The organism is Trinickia sp. (assembly GCF_051953955.1).
GTDB lineage: Bacteria > Pseudomonadota > Gammaproteobacteria > Burkholderiales > Burkholderiaceae > Trinickia.
Genome location: NZ_JBQCIF010000061.1, coordinates 61,316 through 79,442 on the forward strand (window position 1 = coordinate 61,316; position 18,127 = coordinate 79,442).

Here is an 18,127-nt window from a genome sequence, read left to right on the forward strand (position 1 = left end):
GCGGTTTGCGCTTCCGCGGGCGGTATAATCACCGTTTTCCCCGCGCGCGGGGAAAGACGCATCTCGACGTATTGCCGCGCCCGCTTCGCAAGGCGCCACGACAGCCCAGCCCGAACCACCGCCATGCAAGAAAAATATTTACCCGCCGACCTCGAAGCTGCCGCCCAGGCGGATTGGCATGCGTCCAACGCTTATCGCTCGGCCGAGATCGCCGGCAAGCCGAAGTTCTATTGCGTCTCGATGCTGCCGTACCCGTCGGGCAAGCTGCACATGGGGCACGTGCGCAACTACACGATCAACGACGTCATGTACCGCTATTTGCGGATGAACGGCCACAACGTGTTGATGCCGATGGGCTGGGACGCCTTCGGCATGCCCGCGGAAAATGCCGCGATGGCCAACGGCGTGCCGCCCGCGAAGTGGACTTACGAGAACATCGCCTACATGAAGCGGCAGATGCAGTCGATGGGGCTTGCCATCGATTGGTCGCGCGAGGTCGCCACCTGCGATCCGAAGTACTACAAATGGAATCAGTGGCTGTTCTTGAAGATGCTCGAGAAGGGCATCGTCTACAAGAAGACGGGCACGGTGAACTGGGATCCGATCGATCAGACGGTGCTGGCGAACGAGCAAGTCATCGATGGGCGCGGCTGGCGCTCGGGCGCACTCGTCGAAAAGCGCGAGATCCCGATGTACTACATGCGCATCACGCAATACGCCGACGAACTGCTGAACGACCTCGACGGTCTGGGGTGGCCCGAGCGCGTCAAGGTGATGCAGAGCAACTGGATCGGCAAGAGCTTAGGCGTGACTTTCGGCTTCCCGTATGAGATCGACGGCGAGTCCAAGCTGCTGCGCGTGTTCACGACGCGCGCGGACACGATCATGGGCGTCACGTTCTGCGCGATCGCGGCCGAGCATCCGCTGGCGGCGCGCTTGGCGCAAGGCAAGCCCGAGTTGCAAGCGTTCATCGACGAATGCCGGCACGGCGGCGTGGCCGAGGCCGAGATCGCGACGATGGAAAAGAAGGGCATGCCGACGGGCTTTTACGTCACGCATCCGCTCACGCAAGCGAAAGTCGAGGTGTGGATCGGCAATTACGTGCTGATGAGCTATGGCGAAGGCGCCGTCATGGGCGTGCCCGCGCATGATGAGCGCGATTTCGCGTTCGCGAAGAAATACGGCCTGCCGATCAAGCAGGTCATCGCGAAGGCCGGCTGTGCGTATTCGCTCGATGGTTGGCAGGCCTGGTATGGCGAAAAGGAAGGCATCGCATGCATCGATAGCGGGCGCTACGACGGCATGGGCTACGAGCAGGCCATCGATGCGGTCGCCGCCGATTTGAAGGCGCTCGGCGTTGGCGATAAGCAAGTCACCTGGCGCTTGCGCGATTGGGGTATTTCGCGCCAGCGCTACTGGGGCACCCCGATTCCGATCATTCATTGCGCCGCCTGCGGCGACGTGCCGGTGCCGGAACAGGATCTGCCCGTCGTGCTGCCCGAGGATCTCGTGCCGGACGGCACGGGCAACCCGCTCGCGAAATCGGCGGCGTTCGTCGATTGCGCGTGCCCGAAGTGCGGCGCACCCGCGAAGCGCGAGACGGACACGATGGATACGTTCGTCGATTCCTCCTGGTACTTCTCGCGCTACACCTGCCCCGATGCCGAGACGATGGTCGATGCGCGCACCGATTACTGGATGCCGATGGACCAATACATCGGCGGCATCGAGCATGCGATCCTGCACTTGCTCTATTCGCGCTTCTGGACGAAGGTGATGCGCGACATGGGGCTCGTGAATTTCGGCGAGCCCGCGAAGAACTTGCTCACGCAGGGCATGGTGCTCAACGAAACGTTCTACCGCGAGGACGCCTCGGGCAAGAAGACGTGGTACAACCCGGCCGACGTCACGGTGGAGCACGACGAGAAGGGGCGCCCCGTGGGCGCGACGCTCAATGCGGATGGGCAGCCCGTGGTGCTCGGCGGTGTCGAGAAAATGTCGAAGTCGAAGAACAACGGCGTCGACCCGCAACTGCTGATCGATCAATACGGTGCGGATACGGCTCGCCTGTTCACGATGTTCGCGGCGCCGCCCGAGCAGCAACTCGAGTGGTCGGGCTCGGGCGTCGAAGGCGCGAGCCGCTTTTTGCGCCGTGTCTGGGCGTTCGGGCATGCAAATCAAGCCGAACTCGTCGCGCGTGATACTTTCGATCCGGCGAAGCTCTCGCAAGTCGACAAGACGCTGCGCCGCGAGATCTATAGCGTGCTCAAGCAGGCCGATTTCGACTATCAGCGCCTGCAGTACAACACGGTCGTCTCGGCCGCGATGAAGATGCTCAACGCGCTGGAAGACGCGAAACTCGCGCGGCCCAGCGTGCTGCGCGAGTGCTACGGCGTGCTGCTGCGCGTGCTGTACCCGGTCGTGCCGCACGTGACGCACGCGCTCTGGCAGACGCTCGGCTTCGTCGACGAATTCGGGCCGCTACTCGATGCGCCGTGGCCGAAGGTGGACGACAAAGCGCTCGAGCAGGCCGAGATCGAGCTGGTGCTGCAAGTAAACGGCAAGGTGCGCGGCTCGCTGACGATCGCCAAGGATGCGCCGCGCGAAGCGATCGAAGCGGCGGCGCTCGGCCACGAGATGTTCGCGCGTTTCAGCGAAGGCAACAGCCCGAAGAAGATCATCGTCGTGCCGGGCCGGCTCGTGAACGTCGTCGTGTAAACAAGGAGTCAATGTGATTCGCCGATCGTTTCTTGCGCTCGTGTGCGGCACGGCGGTGCTCGCCGCGTGCGGCTTCCAACTGCGCGGCCAGCAAAACTACGCGTTCAAGCGGCTGGCGATCGTGGGGGCGCCGCCGATCGTCGCTGCGCGTCTGACGCGGATGATCGAAGGCGGCAGCGATACGGTCGTCGTCGAGTCGCCATCGAATGCCGATGCCATTCTGACGCTCGGCGAAGGGCGGGGGCAACGCGTGCTGACGCTGAATCTGGCCGGCGCGGCGCAAGAGTACGAACTCACGTACTCGCTCAGCTATTCCCTGGCGAGCGCCGACGGCACGTCCTTGATCCCGACTAGTTCGATCGCGCTGAACCGGGCCATGACCTACAACACCCAGTTCGCTACGGCGAAGGCGCAGGAAGCCGAACTCTTGTACACGGACATGGAGAACGACGCCGTGGATCAACTGACGCGCCGGCTCGCGACGGTGCACTCGCTGCATCCGGCGTCGGGCCCGCAGACACCGGGCATTGTGCCGCGCGCGCCGTTGCCGCCGCCGCCGCTCTGATCGTCGGGTATCGGCCACAAGCCACATTCGCCGCTCATGCAACTGAAACTCGACGCGCTCGACACGCATTTGACGAAAGGCCTCGCCGGCCTCTACGTCGTCCACGGCGACGAGCATCTGCTCGCCCAGGAGGCCTGCGATCGCATCCGTGCGAGTGCGCGCACGGCCGGATTCACCGAGCGCAACGTCTTCACCGTCGAGCGCAGCTTCGACTGGAGCTCGTTGCTCGGCGCCACGCAGTCGATGTCGCTGTTCGGCGAACGCCAGTTGATCGAACTGCGGATTCCCTCGGGCAAGCCGGGCAAGGAAGGCGCCGATGCGCTCAAGGCGCTCGCGGCAGCGGATAACCCCGACGTGCTGACGCTCGTGACGCTGCCGCGACTCGACGCCGCGACGCAGAAGTCGGCCTGGTTCACGGCGCTGGCGGACCGAGGCGTTTCGCTGCGGATCGACCCGGTGGAGCGCGCGCAGTTGCCGAATTGGGTCGCGCAGCGGCTCGCGCAGCAAGGCCAGCGCGTCGCGCCGGGCGAGGACGGCCGCCGTGCGCTGCAATTCATCGCGGAGCGGGTCGAGGGCAACTTGCTCGCGGCTCACCAAGAGATACAAAAGCTCGGGCTGCTTTACCCGCAGGGCGTTCTGACGTTCGAACAGGTGCACGACGCCGTGCTCAACGTCGCGCGTTACGACGTCTTCAAGCTCAACGAGGCGATGCTCGCCGGCGATGTCGGCCGGCTCTCGCGGATGATCGAGGGGCTGAAGGGCGAGGGTGAGGCCGCGGTCCTCGTGCTGTGGGCACTGACGGAAGAGTTGCGGACGTTGCTCAAGATCAAGCGCGGTACGGCGGCGGGCAAGCCGCTGGCCATGCTGCTGCGCGAGAACCGCGTCTGGGGCCCGCGCGAGCGGCTCGTCGGGCCGGCGTTGTCGCGTGTGACGGAACCGTTGCTCGAAGAGGGCCTAGCGCTCGCCGCGGCGCTCGATCGGCAGGTGAAGGGGCTGACCGGGACGGTGCCCGGGAGCCGCCGGCGGACGGCGTTGCCGCCCGATGCCTGGGACGGCCTGTTCGAACTCGCCGCCCTGGTGGCGGCGCCAGGTAAGCGCGGTGTCGCACGCGCGAGCCGCGGCTGACGGCTTACAATCGAAGTGCCGAAGTGCCGGCCTCGGCTGGCCCCATCCCCATTCATACTGACTGCACTGCCTGAGCGCGCCGCGTGCGCCACGAACGAGAATCATGATGGACATCGACGATTACATGACCGCCATCGGTCGCCGGGCGCGCGCCGCTTCGCGTGCGATGGCGCGTGCCGCCACGGCAGCCAAGAACGACGCGCTGCACGCGATCGCGCGGGCGATCGAGCGTGAGCAGGCCGCGTTGAAGCAAGCGAACGCGCGCGACGTGGCGCGTGCGCGCGAGAAGGGCATGGATGCCGCGTTCGTCGATCGCTTGACGCTGTCGGACAAAGCGATCGCGACGATGATCGAGGGGCTGCGCCAGGTCGCCGCATTGCCTGATCCGATAGGCGAAATCGGCAATCTCAAGTATCGGCCCAGCGGGATCCAGGTAGGTCAAATGCGCGTGCCGCTCGGCGTGATCGGCATCATCTACGAATCGCGCCCGAATGTGACGATCGACGCCGCGGCGCTGTGCCTGAAGTCGGGTAATGCGACGATCTTGCGCGGCGGCTCGGAAGCGTTGGCGTCCAACACCGCGTTGGCTGCGCTGATCGGCGAAGGGCTCGCGCAAGCGGGCTTGCCGCGCGACGCCGTGCAAGTGGTCGAGACGGCCGATCGCGCCGCCGTCGGCAAGCTCATCACGATGACGCAATACGTCGACGTCATCGTGCCGCGCGGCGGCAAGAGCTTGATCGCGCGGCTCATCGAAGAGGCGCGCGTGCCGATGATCAAGCACCTCGACGGCATTTGCCACGTCTACATCGATGACCGCGCCGACTTATGCAAGGCGCTGGCCGTTTGCGACAACGCGAAGACGCATCGCTACGGCACCTGCAACACGATGGAGACGCTGCTCGTGGCGCGTGGCGTGGCCAAGGCCGTGCTGCCGCCGCTCGCGCGCGTCTATCGCGACAAGGGCGTCGAGTTGCGCGTCGATGCGCAGGCGCGCGCCGCGCTCGAGGCCACGCCGTGGGATAGCGATGCGCCGCCGCTGGCGCTCATCGATGCGACCGAGGAAGATTGGCGCACCGAGTATCTCGCGCCGGTGCTTGCCGTCAAGGTCGTGGATGGCATCGATGCGGCAATCGAACACATCAACGCGTACGGCTCCGCGCATACCGACGCGATCATCACCGAAGATCACGACCGTGCGATGCGCTTCTTGCGCGAGGTCGATTCCGCGAGCGTGATGGTGAACGCGTCGACGCGCTTCGCCGACGGCTTCGAATACGGGCTCGGCGCGGAGATCGGGATTTCGAACGACAAGCTCCATGCGCGCGGTCCGGTGGGACTCGAAGGGCTCACGTCGCTCAAGTACGTCGTGCTGGGGCACGGCGAAGTTCGGCAGTAGGCGCGTCGCTTAGAAGGGGAGAACACCGCACCGATGCTCTGGCTCAAAACCTTCCACATCGTGTTCGTGGCCGCGTGGTTCGCGGGCCTGTTCTATCTGCCGCGCATTTTCGTCAATCTCGCCATGGAGAAGGAGTCTGCCGCCGTGGCTCGGCTGCTGACGATGGCGCGCAAGCTCTATCGCTTCATGACGATGATCGCCGTGGTGGCGCTCGCATGCGGGCTCGGGCTATGGCTTGGCTACGGGATCGGGCAAGGGCAGGGCTGGCTCCATGCGAAGCTCGGTGTCGTCGTCCTGCTCATCGCCTATCACGCCTACTGCGGCCGCTTGCTGGCTGCGTTCGAGCGCGGCGAGAACCGCCGCTCCGACCGGTGGTATCGCATTTTCAACGAGCTGCCCGTGCTTGGGCTCATCGCGGCGGTTGCCCTCGTCGTCGTCAAGCCGTTTTAACGACGAATGGCACGCGACGAACGCTAGTCTTCTTCCTTTCCGTTCTCTCGGTTTTCCCCGTGTTGCGGTTGCGCCGGCGCTTCGATCCGGCGCCGCGTGATCGCTTTCTTGGCGCGCCCGAGCTTGTCCACGAGCTCAGGCCCGCGGGACAGCGCGACGCCCACCGCTAGAACGTCGCCGATCGCGAGATGCGACACGCGCGAGGTCATCGGCGAAAAAACATCGGTCTCTTCCGCGACGTTCGCGAACAAGCTCACCGTCGCCAGTTGCGCGAGCGGCGAGCTGCTGTTCGTGATGGCGATCACCTTCGCGCCGCATGCGAGCGCCGAGCGCGCCGCCTCGACGATGTCGCGCGTGCGGCCCGTATTCGAAATCGTCACCACGACGTCTCCCTCGCCGAGCAGTGCCGCCGACATCGTGTACGTGTGGGGATCGGCATACGCGACGCTCGGAATGCCGAGCCGGAAGAACTTGTGCTGGATGTCTTGCGCCGCGATGCCGGAGCCGCCCGCGCCGTAAAACTCGATGCGCGACGCGCGCGAGAGCAAGTCGATTGCCTTGGCGACGCTATGGGCCGATAAGCTGTTTCTGACTTCGATCAGCGCGCCGATCGTGCGATCGAACACCTTGGCGACGACGCCCGGCGCCGGTTCGTCGGGTCGCACATCGCGATAGACCGAAGGCAGGCCCGGCGCAATGCTCTGCGCGAGCCGGATCTTGAATTCGCGAAAACCGCCGCAGCCCAGCGCTTGGCAAAACCGAGCGATCGTCGGCTGGCTCACGCCGGCCCGCTCGGCGAGTTCCGTCATCGCCAGATCGAGTACTTCGCGCGGCGCGTCGAGCACGTAGTCGGCTAATTTGCGTTCGGACGGGCGCAGCTGCGTGCGCATCGATTCGATTCGGGCGAGCATCTCGGAACCTGGGCTGAGCAGGTGTATCGTGTTCTATCGATGGCACCAGTATGAACGAGAGCTTGTAGAAAATCTACATGTATTTGCTACCGAATCGCCGGAAGGGTATTTCGGAAGTAACCGGTGATAAGGCGGTATTCGCAGCGATTGCATCGAAGATCACGATCGAACTGCATTGCGGTCATGTAGTTTTTCTACTAAACTTGCCCCCGCCCGAGTCGCGCCGAGCGCGCGCCGCCGTCCGGCGCCGGTGCGCCGTCTTTCAGGAGGAGCGTTTGCCCATGGTCTCGCCGCATCCCACGCTTATCGAAGTCACCCGCCGTATCGCCCAACGTAGCGGTCCCACGCGTTCCGCGTACTTGGCCCGCATCGACGCCGCCCAAGGTAAATTTCCGGCCCGCGGAACCCTTTCGTGCGCGAACCTCGCGCATGGATTCGCCGGTCTCGAGGGCAACGACAAGCTTGCGATCAAGGCGATGCGCGTGCCGAACATCGGCATCGTCTCGTCGTACAACGAAATGTTGTCGGCACATGCGCCCTACAAGGATTTTCCCGACATCATCAAGCGCGCAGCCCGCGAAAACGGCGGCGTCGCGCAATTCGCGGGCGGCGTGCCGGCCATGTGCGACGGCATCACGCAAGGCAACGCCGGGATGGAGTTGTCGCTGTTTTCGCGCGAGGTCATCGCGATGAGCACGGCCGTCGCGCTCACGCACAACATGTTCGATGCGGCCCTGTGCCTCGGCGTGTGCGACAAGATCGTGCCCGGGCTCTTGATCGGCGCGCTGCAATTCGGCCATCTGCCGACGATCTTCGTTCCGGCCGGCCCGATGACGAGCGGGCTCTCGAACGATGAGAAAGCCAAGATCCGGCAGCAGTTCGCGACCGGCCAAGTCGGGCGCGACGCGCTGCTCGAATCGGAATCGGCGGCCTATCACGGGCACGGTACGTGCACGTTCTACGGCACCGCGAACAGCAACCAAATGCTCATGGAAGTCATGGGGCTGCACCTTCCGGGCTCGGCGTTCGTCCACCCGCACACGCCGCTGCGCGATGCGCTGACGGCCGCCGCGGCGCGCCGCGTGCTCGATCTCACGGTGGAGCGCGGCCAGTACACGCCGATCGGTCACGTCGTCGATGAAAAAGCGGTCGTGAACGGCATCGCCGCGCTGCTCGCGACGGGCGGCTCGACCAACCATACGCTGCATCTCGTGGCCATTGCACGGGCCGCCGGCATCATCATCGACTGGGACGACTTCGATGCCCTCTCGCAAGCAGTGCCGCTGCTCGCCAAGATCTATCCCAACGGCAAGGCCGACGTGAACCACTATCACGCGGCCGGCGGGATGGCGTTTTTGATCCGCAACATGCTCGAAGGCGGGCTGCTGCACGAGGACGTCACGACGGTCGTGGGCAAAGGGCTCAGCCGCTACGCCGAAGAGCCGAAGCTCATCGACGGGCAGCTCGCCTGGGTGCCCGGGCCGGAACAAAGCGGCGATGCCAAGGTGCTGCGGCCAATCGGCGATCCGTTTCAGGCCGATGGCGGCCTGCGGCTCATGCAGGGCAAGCTCGGCCGCGGCGTCATCAAGATTTCGGCCGTCGCGCCCGAGCACCGCGCGGTGCGCGCGCCGGCGATCGTTTTCGATTCGCAGGAGGCGGTGCAAGAAGCCTTCGACAAGGGCGAGCTCAAGCGCGATTTCGTCGCCGTCGTGCGCTTCCAAGGCGCGCGCGCGAACGGCATGCCCGAACTGCATCGCTTGACCCCGCTGCTCGGCGTGCTGCAGGACCAAGGTTTCCACGTGGCGCTCGTCACGGACGGGCGGATGTCGGGCGCATCGGGCAAGGTGCCCGCCGTCATTCACGTCTCGCCCGAGGCGCTGCTCGCGGGCCCGCTCGGCAAAGTGCGCGACGGCGATACGATCGTCATCGACGCCGAGCGCGGCGTGCTCGACGTCGAAGTCGACGCGGGCGAATGGAATACACGCCCGGTGGAAGCACCCAAGCACCAGGCGGAAAACGAAGTCGGCTTCGGCCGCGAACTGTTCGGCGTGTTTCGGGCGGCCGCCGCGCCGGCCGAAATGGGCGCCTCGGTGTTCGGGCCGCTCGTTTCCGAGCAAGCCGAGCAGCCCCTCCATGCCGCAGCAAAACACTAAAGGAGTCCCGCATGAAAAAGGTTGAAGACATCGTCCGCCTAGGTCCCGTCATCCCGGTGCTGGCCTTCGATACGGTCGAGCAGGGCGAACACGTTTCGCGCGCGCTTCATGCGGGCGGCGTCAAGGTCCTCGAGATCACGTTGCGCACGCCGGCCGGCATCGGCGCGATCGAACGTGCGGCGCAATTGTCGTCCGACATCGTCGTAGGCGTCGGCACGATCACGCGGCCCGAGCACTGCGCCGCGGCGAAGAAGGCCGGCGCACAGTTCGGCGTATCGCCGGGCCTGACGAAGGGCATTCATCAAGCCGCGCAGGACGCGGGCTTGCCGCTGCTGCCGGGCGTCGCCACGCCGAGCGACATTCTGCTGGCGCTCGAGCTCGGCTACGAGACGGTCAAGTTCTTCCCGGCGCAGCAGGCGGGCGGCATCCCGATGCTGCAAGCGCTCTACGGACCGTTCCCGAACCTGAAGTTCTGTCCGACGGGCGGGATCACGACGGAAACGGCACCGAGCTTCCTCGCGTTGCCGAACGTCGTTTGCGTCGGCGGTTCGTGGCTCACGCCGAAGGCTGCGCTCGCCGCCAGCAATTGGGACGAGGTCACGCGCCTCGCCCGCGCCGCCTCCGAACTCGCCGCTCACCAGCATTGACGCGTCGGTCCACGGCGCCCGCATTGCCGGGCGCCGCGGCAGCGCATGTCATCTCGCTCATCGCCTCACCTATCCCCGCATTCGCCATCGCCCGGCTCCGGCGCGAGAAATCAGGGTTTCCTTGTATGGAACCGGTTCTATCGGCAAACGTCGCCGCCGTCTAAAATGCAGCGACTGTGTGCCGGCGACGAGGCTCGCGCCGCCGATGCATCGCTCCACCTTCTTCGTTGTTCAAAACAAGTAAAGGAGAGTTTTCATGGGATCGGTCCACGGTAGCCTGCTGCTGCTTTATGCGTTGATCGCCATCGCGGCGTTGATTTTGCTGATTGCGCGGTACAAGGTCTATCCGTTTCTGGTCCTCATCATCGTCTCCCTAGCGTTGGGGCTGGCGGCGGGCATGCCGGCGGGCCAGATCGTCAAGTCGTTCGAGACGGGCAACGGCGGGACGCTCGGCCACATCGCCGTCGTGGTCGGGCTCGGCACGATGCTCGGCAAGATGATGGCCGAGTCGGGCGGAGCCGAGCAGGTCGCGACGACGCTGATCCGCTGGTTCGGCGAGAAACACATTCATTGGGCCATGATGGTCGTGGCGATCATCGTCGGCTTGCCCGTCTTCTTCGAAGTCGGCTTCGTGCTCCTCATCCCGATCGCATTCAACGTGGCCAAGCGCACGGGCAAATCGCTGCTGCTGATCGGCTTGCCGATGGTGGCCGGGCTTTCGGTCGTGCACGGCTTGATCCCGCCGCACCCGGCCGCGCTGCTCGCAGTGCAAGCATACGGGGCCGACATCGGCAAGACGATCGCCTACGGCCTCATCGTCGGCATTCCGACGGCGATCGTCGCTGGGCCTTTGTTCGCGCTGCTCGTGCACCGGCAAGTCAAACTGCCCGAGAACAATCCGCTTGCCGCGCAGTTCGTCGAATCGGCGGATGAGGCGGCCCAGCAACGCCGCGACGCGCCCAGCTTCGGCATTACCCTCTTTACGATCCTGCTGCCCGTGGTGCTGATGCTGATCGGCAGTTGGGCCGATCTCGTCTTCGCGCCGAAGACGGTTCCGAACGATCTGCTGCGCTTCATCGGCAACGCGGACGTTTCCCTGCTCATCGCCGTGCTCGTCAGCTTCTGGACCTTCGGCGCGCAGCGCGGCTTCACGCGCGAGCAGATTCAGAAGTTCTGCGGCGATTGCCTGGCGCCGATCGCTGGCATCACGCTGATCGTCGGTGCCGGCGGCGGCTTCGGCGGCGTGCTGCGCGACAGCGGCATTTCGCAGCAGATCGTCGCGGTTGCCACGCAGTCGCATTTGTCGCCGCTGCTGTTCGGCTGGTTCGTTGCCGCGCTGATTCGCCTCGCAACGGGCTCGGCCACCGTTGCGATGACGACGGCGTGCGGCATCGTGGCCCCGATCGCCAAGGCCGGTGCGATCCACGTCCAGCCCGAGTTGCTCGTGCTCGCGACGGGCTCGGGCTCGCTGATTTTCTCGCACGTGAACGACGGCGGATTCTGGCTGGTCAAAGAGTATTTCGGGATGACGGTCGGGCAGACCTTCAAGACCTGGTCGCTCTGCGAGACGATCATCTCGCTGCTCGGTCTCGGGTTGACGTTCGCGCTCGCGGCGGTCTTCTAGCCTCGAACCGGGCTCAAAGAAAGTGAAAGCGAAAGTGGAACGGCAATGATTCTGATCGTGATGGGTGTGTCGGGCTCCGGTAAGACGCTGATCGGGGAGCTGCTCGCGCAGCGCCTCGGGTGTGCGTTCGTCGACGGCGACGTGTTTCACAGCGCGGCCAACAAAGAGAAGATGGCGCAAGGCATCGCGCTGACCGACGACGATCGTTGGCCGTGGCTCGCCGCCATTCGCACGGCGATCGAGGAAAGCGTGCAGGCCGGGCAATCGTTGATCGTCGGCTGCTCGTCGCTCAAGCGCGCCTACCGCGACGTGCTGCGTGGTGGCGCGCAGGGCGACGGCACCGTGCGTTTCATCTATTTGAAGGGTTCGTTCGACGTATTGCACGAACGCTTGGCTACCCGTGGGCGCCACTTCTTCAATCCGGCTCTGCTGCAAAGTCAGCTCGACACGCTCGAAGAGCCCGGCGACGATGAAGCGATCACCGTCAGCATCGAGTTGTCTCCGCAAGAGATCGTCGATGAGGTGGTGGCGAAGCTGCCTGCCGCATAACGTAAGGCGAAGGCGCACAGGGCAAGAGGCGGGCTTCTGCCGCAGGCTCGACCGGCGCCGCGCGCAATGCCTCCCCCCAAAAAAAACGCGCCGTCGAATGACGGCGCGCTTCTGATGACGCGTGGGCCGCGTTAAGCAATCCGCTTCGCCAATTCGACGGCCTTGCCCGTGTAGGACGCGGGCGTCATTGCCGTCAGCTGCGCCTTCGCATCGTCGGGGATCGCGAGGGTGGCGATGAACTGCTGCAGCGCTTCACGCGTGATGCCCTTGCCGCGCGTGAGTTCCTTCAACTGCTCGTACGGATTTTCGATGCCGAACCGGCGCATGACGGTTTGCACGGGTTCGGCCAGCACTTCCCAGCAGCCGTCGAGATCTTCGTTCAAGCGAGCCGGATTGACCTCGAGCTTGTCGAGGCCGCGAATCAGCGCATCGTAGGCGAGCAGCGAGTAGCCGAGCGCGACGCCCATGTTGCGCAGCACCGTGGAGTCGGTCAGATCGCGCTGCCAACGCGACACGGGCAGCTTGTCGGCCAGGTGGCGCAGCGTCGCGTTCGCGAAGCCCAGGTTGCCTTCGGAATTTTCGAAGTCGATCGGGTTGACCTTGTGCGGCATCGTGGACGAGCCGATTTCGCCGGCCTTCGTCTTTTGCTTGAAGTACCCGAGCGAGATGTAGCCCCAGACGTCGCGGTCCAGATCGAGCAGGATGGTGTTGGCTCGGGCGACGGCGTCGAACAGTTCGGCCATGTAGTCGTGCGGCTCGATCTGAATCGTGTACGGATTGAACGTGAGCTTCAGCCGCTGTTCGATGACGTTGCGCGAGAACGCCTCCCAATCGAAGCTCGGATACGCCGACAGGTGCGCGTTGTAGTTGCCCACCGCGCCGTTCATCTTGCCGAGGAGCTCCACTTTCTCGATGCGCTCGATCGCGCGGGCGAGCCGCGCGGCCACGTTGGCGATTTCCTTGCCGAGCGTGGTCGGGCTGGCGGGCTGCCCGTGCGTGCGCGAGAGCATCGGCTGTTCCGCGTGCGTATGGGCGAGCGCGACGAGGCGGCCGTGCACGGCACGCAGCGCCGGCACGATGACGTGCTCGCGCGCGCCGGCGAGCATGAGGCCGTGCGACGTGTTGTTGATGTCTTCCGAGGTACAGGCGAAATGGATGAATTCGCTGGCGCGCTCGAGCTCGGGCTGGCCTTTGACCGATTCCTTGAGCCAGTACTCGACGGCCTTGACGTCGTGGTTCGTCACGCGCTCGATTTCCTTGATGCGCGCGGCGTCGTGCGCCGAGAAACGCGCGACGAGATCGAGCAGGAATTGCTCAGCCGCATCCGAAAAGCGCGGCATTTCCGCGAAGCCGGCTTGCGAGAGCGCGATGAGCCAATGGACTTCGACCGTCACGCGGTGGCGCATGAATGCGGCTTCGGAGAGCCAGTCGCGCAGCGCTTCGGTTTTGGCGGCATAGCGGCCGTCGAGCGGCGAGAGGGCGGTGAGGGCAAACAGCGTATCGGCGCGGGTATCGGACATGATCGGCGTCGCGCTCGAGGGCGCGGGGTCGGGTGCAGGAGAGAACCCGAGATTTTACCACCGCCGGGCCCGACGTCGGCCGGGCCCGGCAGTCGGGCTTTCAGCGCCCCGCGCTCCATCGGTCGTCGGGCGTCATTCGCCGGCCGTGGCCGCTTGTCCGACCCGCGCCGTCGCACCCGCTTGAACAGGTTCGATGGCGGCGATGGCCGGGCTCGCCCAAACGAGCCATTGCGCGCGCAGCGCGAGGACCGCGACGCAAGCGCAGGCGGCCAATGCGCCGAACGTTGCGAAACCCATCTGGTAGCTGCCCGTGCTCTCCTTGGCGATGCCCATCACGACGGGCAGATAGAAGCCGCCGATCCCGCCGGCTGCCCCGATCACCCCCGAGAGCAGGCCGGTCTTGCCTTTCCAGCGGTGCGGCACGAGCTGGAACGTCGCACCGTTGCCGAGGCCGAACGCCAGATAAAGGCAAACGAGCACGGCAATGCCGCCTCCGAGCGGCGGCATCCACGCGGCGAAGGCGAAATCGGCCGCCGAGATGATCGCCAGCAGGCCGGTGAGCGCGCGCACGCCCGTGATCCGATCTGCCAGATAGCCACCCATCGGGCGCACGATGGCGCCGAGGAACGCAAGCAGCGACATGAACAGGCCGGCTTCGAGCTTGGGCATTTGATAGAGCGTCGTGAGCAGCAGCGTGACATACGAGGACATGCCGACGAAGCCGCCGAACGTGATGCTGTAGACGAGCATCATGACCCACGTATCGCGTTCGGCGAGCACCGCGCGATAGCGCGCGGGCAACAGGGCGATCGCGCCGGCCGCGCCGAGCACCGGCAACAGCAGCACGCCGGTTCGGCCCGAGCCGAAGACGCCCGCGTGGACAGCGAGCACGAGCACGATGAGACCGGCGAGCATCGCCGCGAAGCCGGCCAGTGCGCGCGGGACGCTGCCGGCTTTCTCGCCGCGGTCCTCGCCCCAAGCAAACAGCGCGAGGCCCGCGATCGCGAGCAGCGGCAGCGCGGCCGCGGTGGCGTATTGCCACCCGAGCGCATCGGCTACGTGCGGAAACAGAAACCCGTCGAGCACGGCACCGATGTTGCCTGCGGCGGCGAGGCCGAGCACGAGGCCTTGCACTTTCGGCGGATAGCTGCTGCCCGCCATCGGCAACGCCACGGCAAAGCTCGCTCCGCCTACGCCGAGAAAGACGCCTAGCACGAGCAGCAGGGTGTACGAGGGCGTCGTGGGGATGAGCGGCAGGACGATCGCCGGCACGGCGGACAGCAGAACGCCCATCAGCGCGACGCGGCGTCCGTTTGCCGACTGATACAGATTACCGAGCGCCACGCGCAAGATGGCTGCCGCGAGGACGGGCACGGCGACGAGAAAGCCCTGCTGCGCGGCCGTCATCGGAATGCTCTTGCCGATGAACGGCGCGAGCGGCCCGTACAGGACCCAGACGGTGAAGCCCGTGTCGAAATAGAGAAAGCAGGCGAGGAGCGAGCGCCAGTTGCCGCTCCGTAGCGCGTGTTGCAGGTTCTTCATGATCGTCCTCGCGTCGAATGTCGGATGAATCGTTAGGGGCGATGAGCGTCACGGAGCCTGCCGGCGTCGCGCGACGGCCCGGCAATGCAAGGCCCATGCCATGCGCGTCGCCGTAAGGCTCGGCGCCGGCCGGATACTCAGGCGCGGCGTGCGATTGCGCGTTTTCGGACGAACGCTCCGCGCGGCGCGCGCTTCGCGCCGGCGTTCGGCCGCCCCGTGCGGCCGCGCACCCGCATCGCGCGCCGGGGCACTTTCGGTGTGCCGAGCGCGCGTCGATGGTGCGCTGCATCAATGTCCTGATGAAGCGAGCGCAAGGGGCGCAAAGCGGGCGCAAAGAGGGCGGGAAGGGGCGGAGTTGGGGCATGCATCGGGCACCGCGTGCCCACCGCCCGCGCCGGCATAGGCGGGCGAGAACGATGCCCCGGTACAATGCGTGCGTCCCGTTTCCCTCGGCCCGCACGGCCGTCAGCCCCGCATGGAACTCAAATGGCTCGAAGATTTCGTTTCGCTCGCTGAGACGCGCAGCTTCAGCCGTTCGGCCGAATTGCGGCACGTCACGCAGCCGGCGTTTTCGCGCCGCATCCAGGCGCTCGAGGCCTGGCTCGGCACGGAGCTCATCGACCGCTCGGTCTATCCGACGCGGCTCACGCAGGCGGGCGAAGTGTTCCGCGAGCAAGCGCTCGCCATGCTCTCGCACATGCACGAGTCGCGCATCCTGCTGCGCGGGCACGTAGGCGCCCCGGCCGCGACGATCGAATTCGCCGTGCCGCATACGCTTTCGCTCACGTACTTTCCCAAGTGGCTGCAGCGGATCGAAGCGCAGATGGGGCAGGTTCACACGCGGCTGCGCGCGTTGAACGTGCACGATGCGGTGCTGTCGCTCGTGGAAGGCGGGTGCGACCTCGTGATGGGCTATCACCACCCGAGCCATCCCGTCGCGCTCGATCCCGGACGCTACGACATGTTGACGCTCGGTTTCGAGCCGATCAGCCCGTTCTCGGCACCGGCGCGTGCCGGCCGCGCGCGCTATCCGCTTCCGGGCACGCCCGATGCGCCCGTTCCGTACCTGTCGTACACGCCGAACGCGTATCTTGGGCGCATGACCGAGGTCATCGTCGCGAACGCGCCGGAGCGGCTCTGTCTCGATCGGATCTACGAAACGGATATGGCCGAGGCGCTCAAGGCCATGACGCTGGCCGGGCACGGCGTCGCTTTCTTGCCGCACAGCGCCGTCGAGGACGCCGTGGCGGACGGCGCGCTGCTCAGGCTCGACCGCACGGCATCGCGCGGCCTCGCGGCCGATCGCTTCACGCTGACGATGGAAATCCGCTTGTACCGCGACAAGCTTGCAAGCAACGCCGGCGATCCGCGCCAACAGCTCGTGCGCCGCTTATGGCAGGTCGTCGCCGACGAGCTCGGCGTAAAGCAGGCGTAAGGTCCGAACTCGGCTGACCGCGCGCGGTGCGAAGCGCCGCGCGGCGCAGCCGTGACGCCAGCCGCTCGACTCACGTTATGCAAGAAATGCATAATGGGATGATCAAACGGCATTGGATTTCAAAAGGGCCTTTTTCGACAATGGCGCACATTCAGTGACCGTTGGAGTGTCCATGTCCTCGCAATTGCAGTCCACCACGTCTGCACAATCGATTCCCTCGTATCTGCACGCCGACGATCTCGGCCCCTGGGGGAACTACCTGCGTCAAGTCGATCGCGTCGCGCCGTACCTCGGTTCGTCGTCGCGTTGGCTCGAAACACTCAAGCGTCCGAAGCGCATCCTGATCGTCGACGTGCCCATCGAACTCGATAACGGCACCGTTGCGCACTTCGAAGGCTATCGCGTTCAGCACAACGTTTCGCGCGGCCCCGGCAAGGGCGGCGTGCGCTACCACCAGGACGTGACGCTCTCCGAAGTGATGGCGCTCTCCGCCTGGATGTCGGTGAAGAATGCCGCCGTGAACGTGCCGTACGGCGGCGCGAAGGGCGGTATCCGCGTCGATCCGCGCAAGCTGTCGCGCGGCGAGCTCGAGCGCGTCACGCGCCGCTACACCAGCGAAATCGGCATCATCATCGGACCGAACACGGACATTCCCGCGCCTGACGTCAACACGAATGAGCAGATCATGGCGTGGATGATGGACACGTACTCGATGAACCAAGGCCAAACGGCCACGGGCGTCGTGACGGGCAAGCCGATTGCGCTGGGTGGCTCGCTGGGCCGCCGCGAAGCGACGGGCCGCGGCGTGTTCGTCGTCGGCACGGAAGCGGCGCGCCGCGTGGGCCTCGACATCCAAGGCGCACGCATCGCCGTGCAAGGCTTCGGCAACGTCGGCGGCATCGCGGCTCGCCTGTTCGAAGAGGCCGGCGCGAAGGTCATCGCCGTGCAAGACCACACGGGTGCGATCCATAAGTCGAGCGGGATCGATACGCATGCGCTGCTCGAGCACGTGGGCAATACGGGCGGCGTGGGCGGCTTCAAGGGTGCCGATCCGGTCGCGAACGACGAATTTTGGATGATCGAAAGCGACATCCTGATTCCGGCCGCGCTCGAGAACCAGATCACCGAGAAGAACGCGGGCAAGATCAAGACGAAGATCATCGTCGAAGGCGCGAACGGGCCCACGACGACGGCTGCCGACGACATCTTGCACGACAAGGGTGTGCTCATCATCCCCGACGTCGTGGCCAACGCCGGCGGCGTGACGGTTTCGTACTTCGAGTGGGTGCAGGATTTCTCGAGCTTCTTCTGGACCGAAGACGAAATCAACCAGCGCCTCGAGCGCGTCATGCGCGAAGCGTTCAGCGCCGTCTGGCAAGTGGCGAGCGACAACAGCGTGTCGATGCGCACGGCGGCCTTCATCGTGGCCTGCAAACGGATTTTGATGGCGCGCGAAATGCGCGGCCTGTATCCCTGATTCCCTATTCGCCAC

14 protein-coding genes are annotated in these 18,127 nt (G+C 65.4%); 11 read left to right on the forward strand and 3 right to left on the reverse strand.

Features of this window, described 5'->3' with window-relative positions; translation table 11 throughout:
* The first annotated feature begins 123 nt into the window (after window positions 1-123).
* The 5 genes from leuS to ACTHNZ_RS11790 all read left to right on the forward strand — a co-directional run bounded on the left by leuS (window position 124) and on the right by ACTHNZ_RS11790 (window position 6,254).
* On the forward strand, window positions 124-2,718 hold the full coding sequence (leuS, locus tag ACTHNZ_RS11770; RefSeq protein WP_440542665.1) for a leucine--tRNA ligase: 2,595 nt from the start codon (window positions 124-126) through the stop codon (window positions 2,716-2,718).
* 13 nt (window positions 2,719-2,731) lie between these two features.
* Entirely contained in the window at window positions 2,732-3,283 is a 552-nt protein-coding gene (locus tag ACTHNZ_RS11775; RefSeq protein WP_440542666.1) for an LPS-assembly lipoprotein LptE, read from the forward strand.
* A gap of 36 nt (window positions 3,284-3,319) precedes the next feature.
* Window positions 3,320-4,408 carry a DNA polymerase III subunit delta gene (gene holA, locus ACTHNZ_RS11780; RefSeq protein ID WP_440542667.1) on the forward strand — a complete coding sequence of 363 codons (1,089 nt, stop codon included), beginning with the start codon at window positions 3,320-3,322 and terminating at the stop codon, window positions 4,406-4,408.
* A 106-nt stretch (window positions 4,409-4,514) separates the two neighbouring features.
* Window positions 4,515-5,804: a glutamate-5-semialdehyde dehydrogenase gene (locus ACTHNZ_RS11785; RefSeq protein WP_440542745.1), complete on the forward strand. Its 1,290-nt coding sequence runs from the start codon at window positions 4,515-4,517 to the stop codon at window positions 5,802-5,804.
* 33 nt (window positions 5,805-5,837) lie between these two features.
* Window positions 5,838-6,254 (forward strand): CopD family protein, encoded by a 417-nt coding sequence (locus tag ACTHNZ_RS11790; protein WP_440542668.1) that lies wholly within the window; start codon window positions 5,838-5,840, stop codon window positions 6,252-6,254.
* 23 nt (window positions 6,255-6,277) lie between these two features.
* On the opposite strand, the gene ACTHNZ_RS11795 is transcribed toward ACTHNZ_RS11790, so the two are convergent.
* Window positions 6,278-7,165 (reverse strand): MurR/RpiR family transcriptional regulator, encoded by an 888-nt coding sequence (locus ACTHNZ_RS11795; protein WP_440542669.1) that lies wholly within the window; start codon window positions 7,163-7,165, stop codon window positions 6,278-6,280.
* A gap of 281 nt (window positions 7,166-7,446) precedes the next feature.
* Here ACTHNZ_RS11795 and edd point away from each other — a divergent pair, with 281 nt between their 5' ends.
* The 4 genes from edd (at window position 7,447) to ACTHNZ_RS11815 (ending at window position 12,138) form a co-directional block, all read left to right on the forward strand.
* The gene (edd, locus tag ACTHNZ_RS11800) at window positions 7,447-9,318 is read left to right on the forward strand and encodes a phosphogluconate dehydratase (protein ID WP_440542670.1); all 1,872 of its coding nucleotides are present in this window, start codon (window positions 7,447-7,449) and stop codon (window positions 9,316-9,318) included.
* A gap of 11 nt (window positions 9,319-9,329) precedes the next feature.
* Window positions 9,330-9,965, forward strand: coding sequence for a bifunctional 4-hydroxy-2-oxoglutarate aldolase/2-dehydro-3-deoxy-phosphogluconate aldolase (locus ACTHNZ_RS11805; protein WP_440542671.1), 636 nt, complete (start codon window positions 9,330-9,332; stop codon window positions 9,963-9,965).
* Window positions 9,966-10,221: 256 nt separating this feature from the next.
* Entirely contained in the window at window positions 10,222-11,589 is a 1,368-nt protein-coding gene (locus ACTHNZ_RS11810; protein WP_440542672.1) for a GntT/GntP/DsdX family permease, read from the forward strand.
* A gap of 45 nt (window positions 11,590-11,634) precedes the next feature.
* Window positions 11,635-12,138, forward strand: a complete 504-nt coding sequence (locus ACTHNZ_RS11815) for a gluconokinase (RefSeq protein ID WP_440542673.1) — start codon at window positions 11,635-11,637, stop codon at window positions 12,136-12,138.
* A gap of 131 nt (window positions 12,139-12,269) precedes the next feature.
* On the opposite strand, the gene purB is transcribed toward ACTHNZ_RS11815, so the two are convergent.
* Window positions 12,270-13,658: an adenylosuccinate lyase gene (gene purB, locus ACTHNZ_RS11820; RefSeq protein WP_440542674.1), complete on the reverse strand. Its 1,389-nt coding sequence runs from the start codon at window positions 13,656-13,658 to the stop codon at window positions 12,270-12,272.
* 132 nt (window positions 13,659-13,790) lie between these two features.
* Window positions 13,791-15,200, reverse strand: coding sequence for an MFS transporter (locus ACTHNZ_RS11825; RefSeq protein WP_440542675.1), 1,410 nt, complete (start codon window positions 15,198-15,200; stop codon window positions 13,791-13,793).
* 475 nt (window positions 15,201-15,675) lie between these two features.
* Here ACTHNZ_RS11825 and ACTHNZ_RS11830 point away from each other — a divergent pair, with 475 nt between their 5' ends.
* Together ACTHNZ_RS11830 and ACTHNZ_RS11835 are read left to right on the forward strand one after the other, a co-directional pair.
* Window positions 15,676-16,635: a LysR family transcriptional regulator gene (locus ACTHNZ_RS11830; RefSeq protein ID WP_440542676.1), complete on the forward strand. Its 960-nt coding sequence runs from the start codon at window positions 15,676-15,678 to the stop codon at window positions 16,633-16,635.
* A gap of 172 nt (window positions 16,636-16,807) precedes the next feature.
* Window positions 16,808-18,112 carry a Glu/Leu/Phe/Val family dehydrogenase gene (locus ACTHNZ_RS11835; protein WP_440542677.1) on the forward strand — a complete coding sequence of 435 codons (1,305 nt, stop codon included), beginning with the start codon at window positions 16,808-16,810 and terminating at the stop codon, window positions 18,110-18,112.
* Window positions 18,113-18,127: the final 15 nt, after the last annotated feature.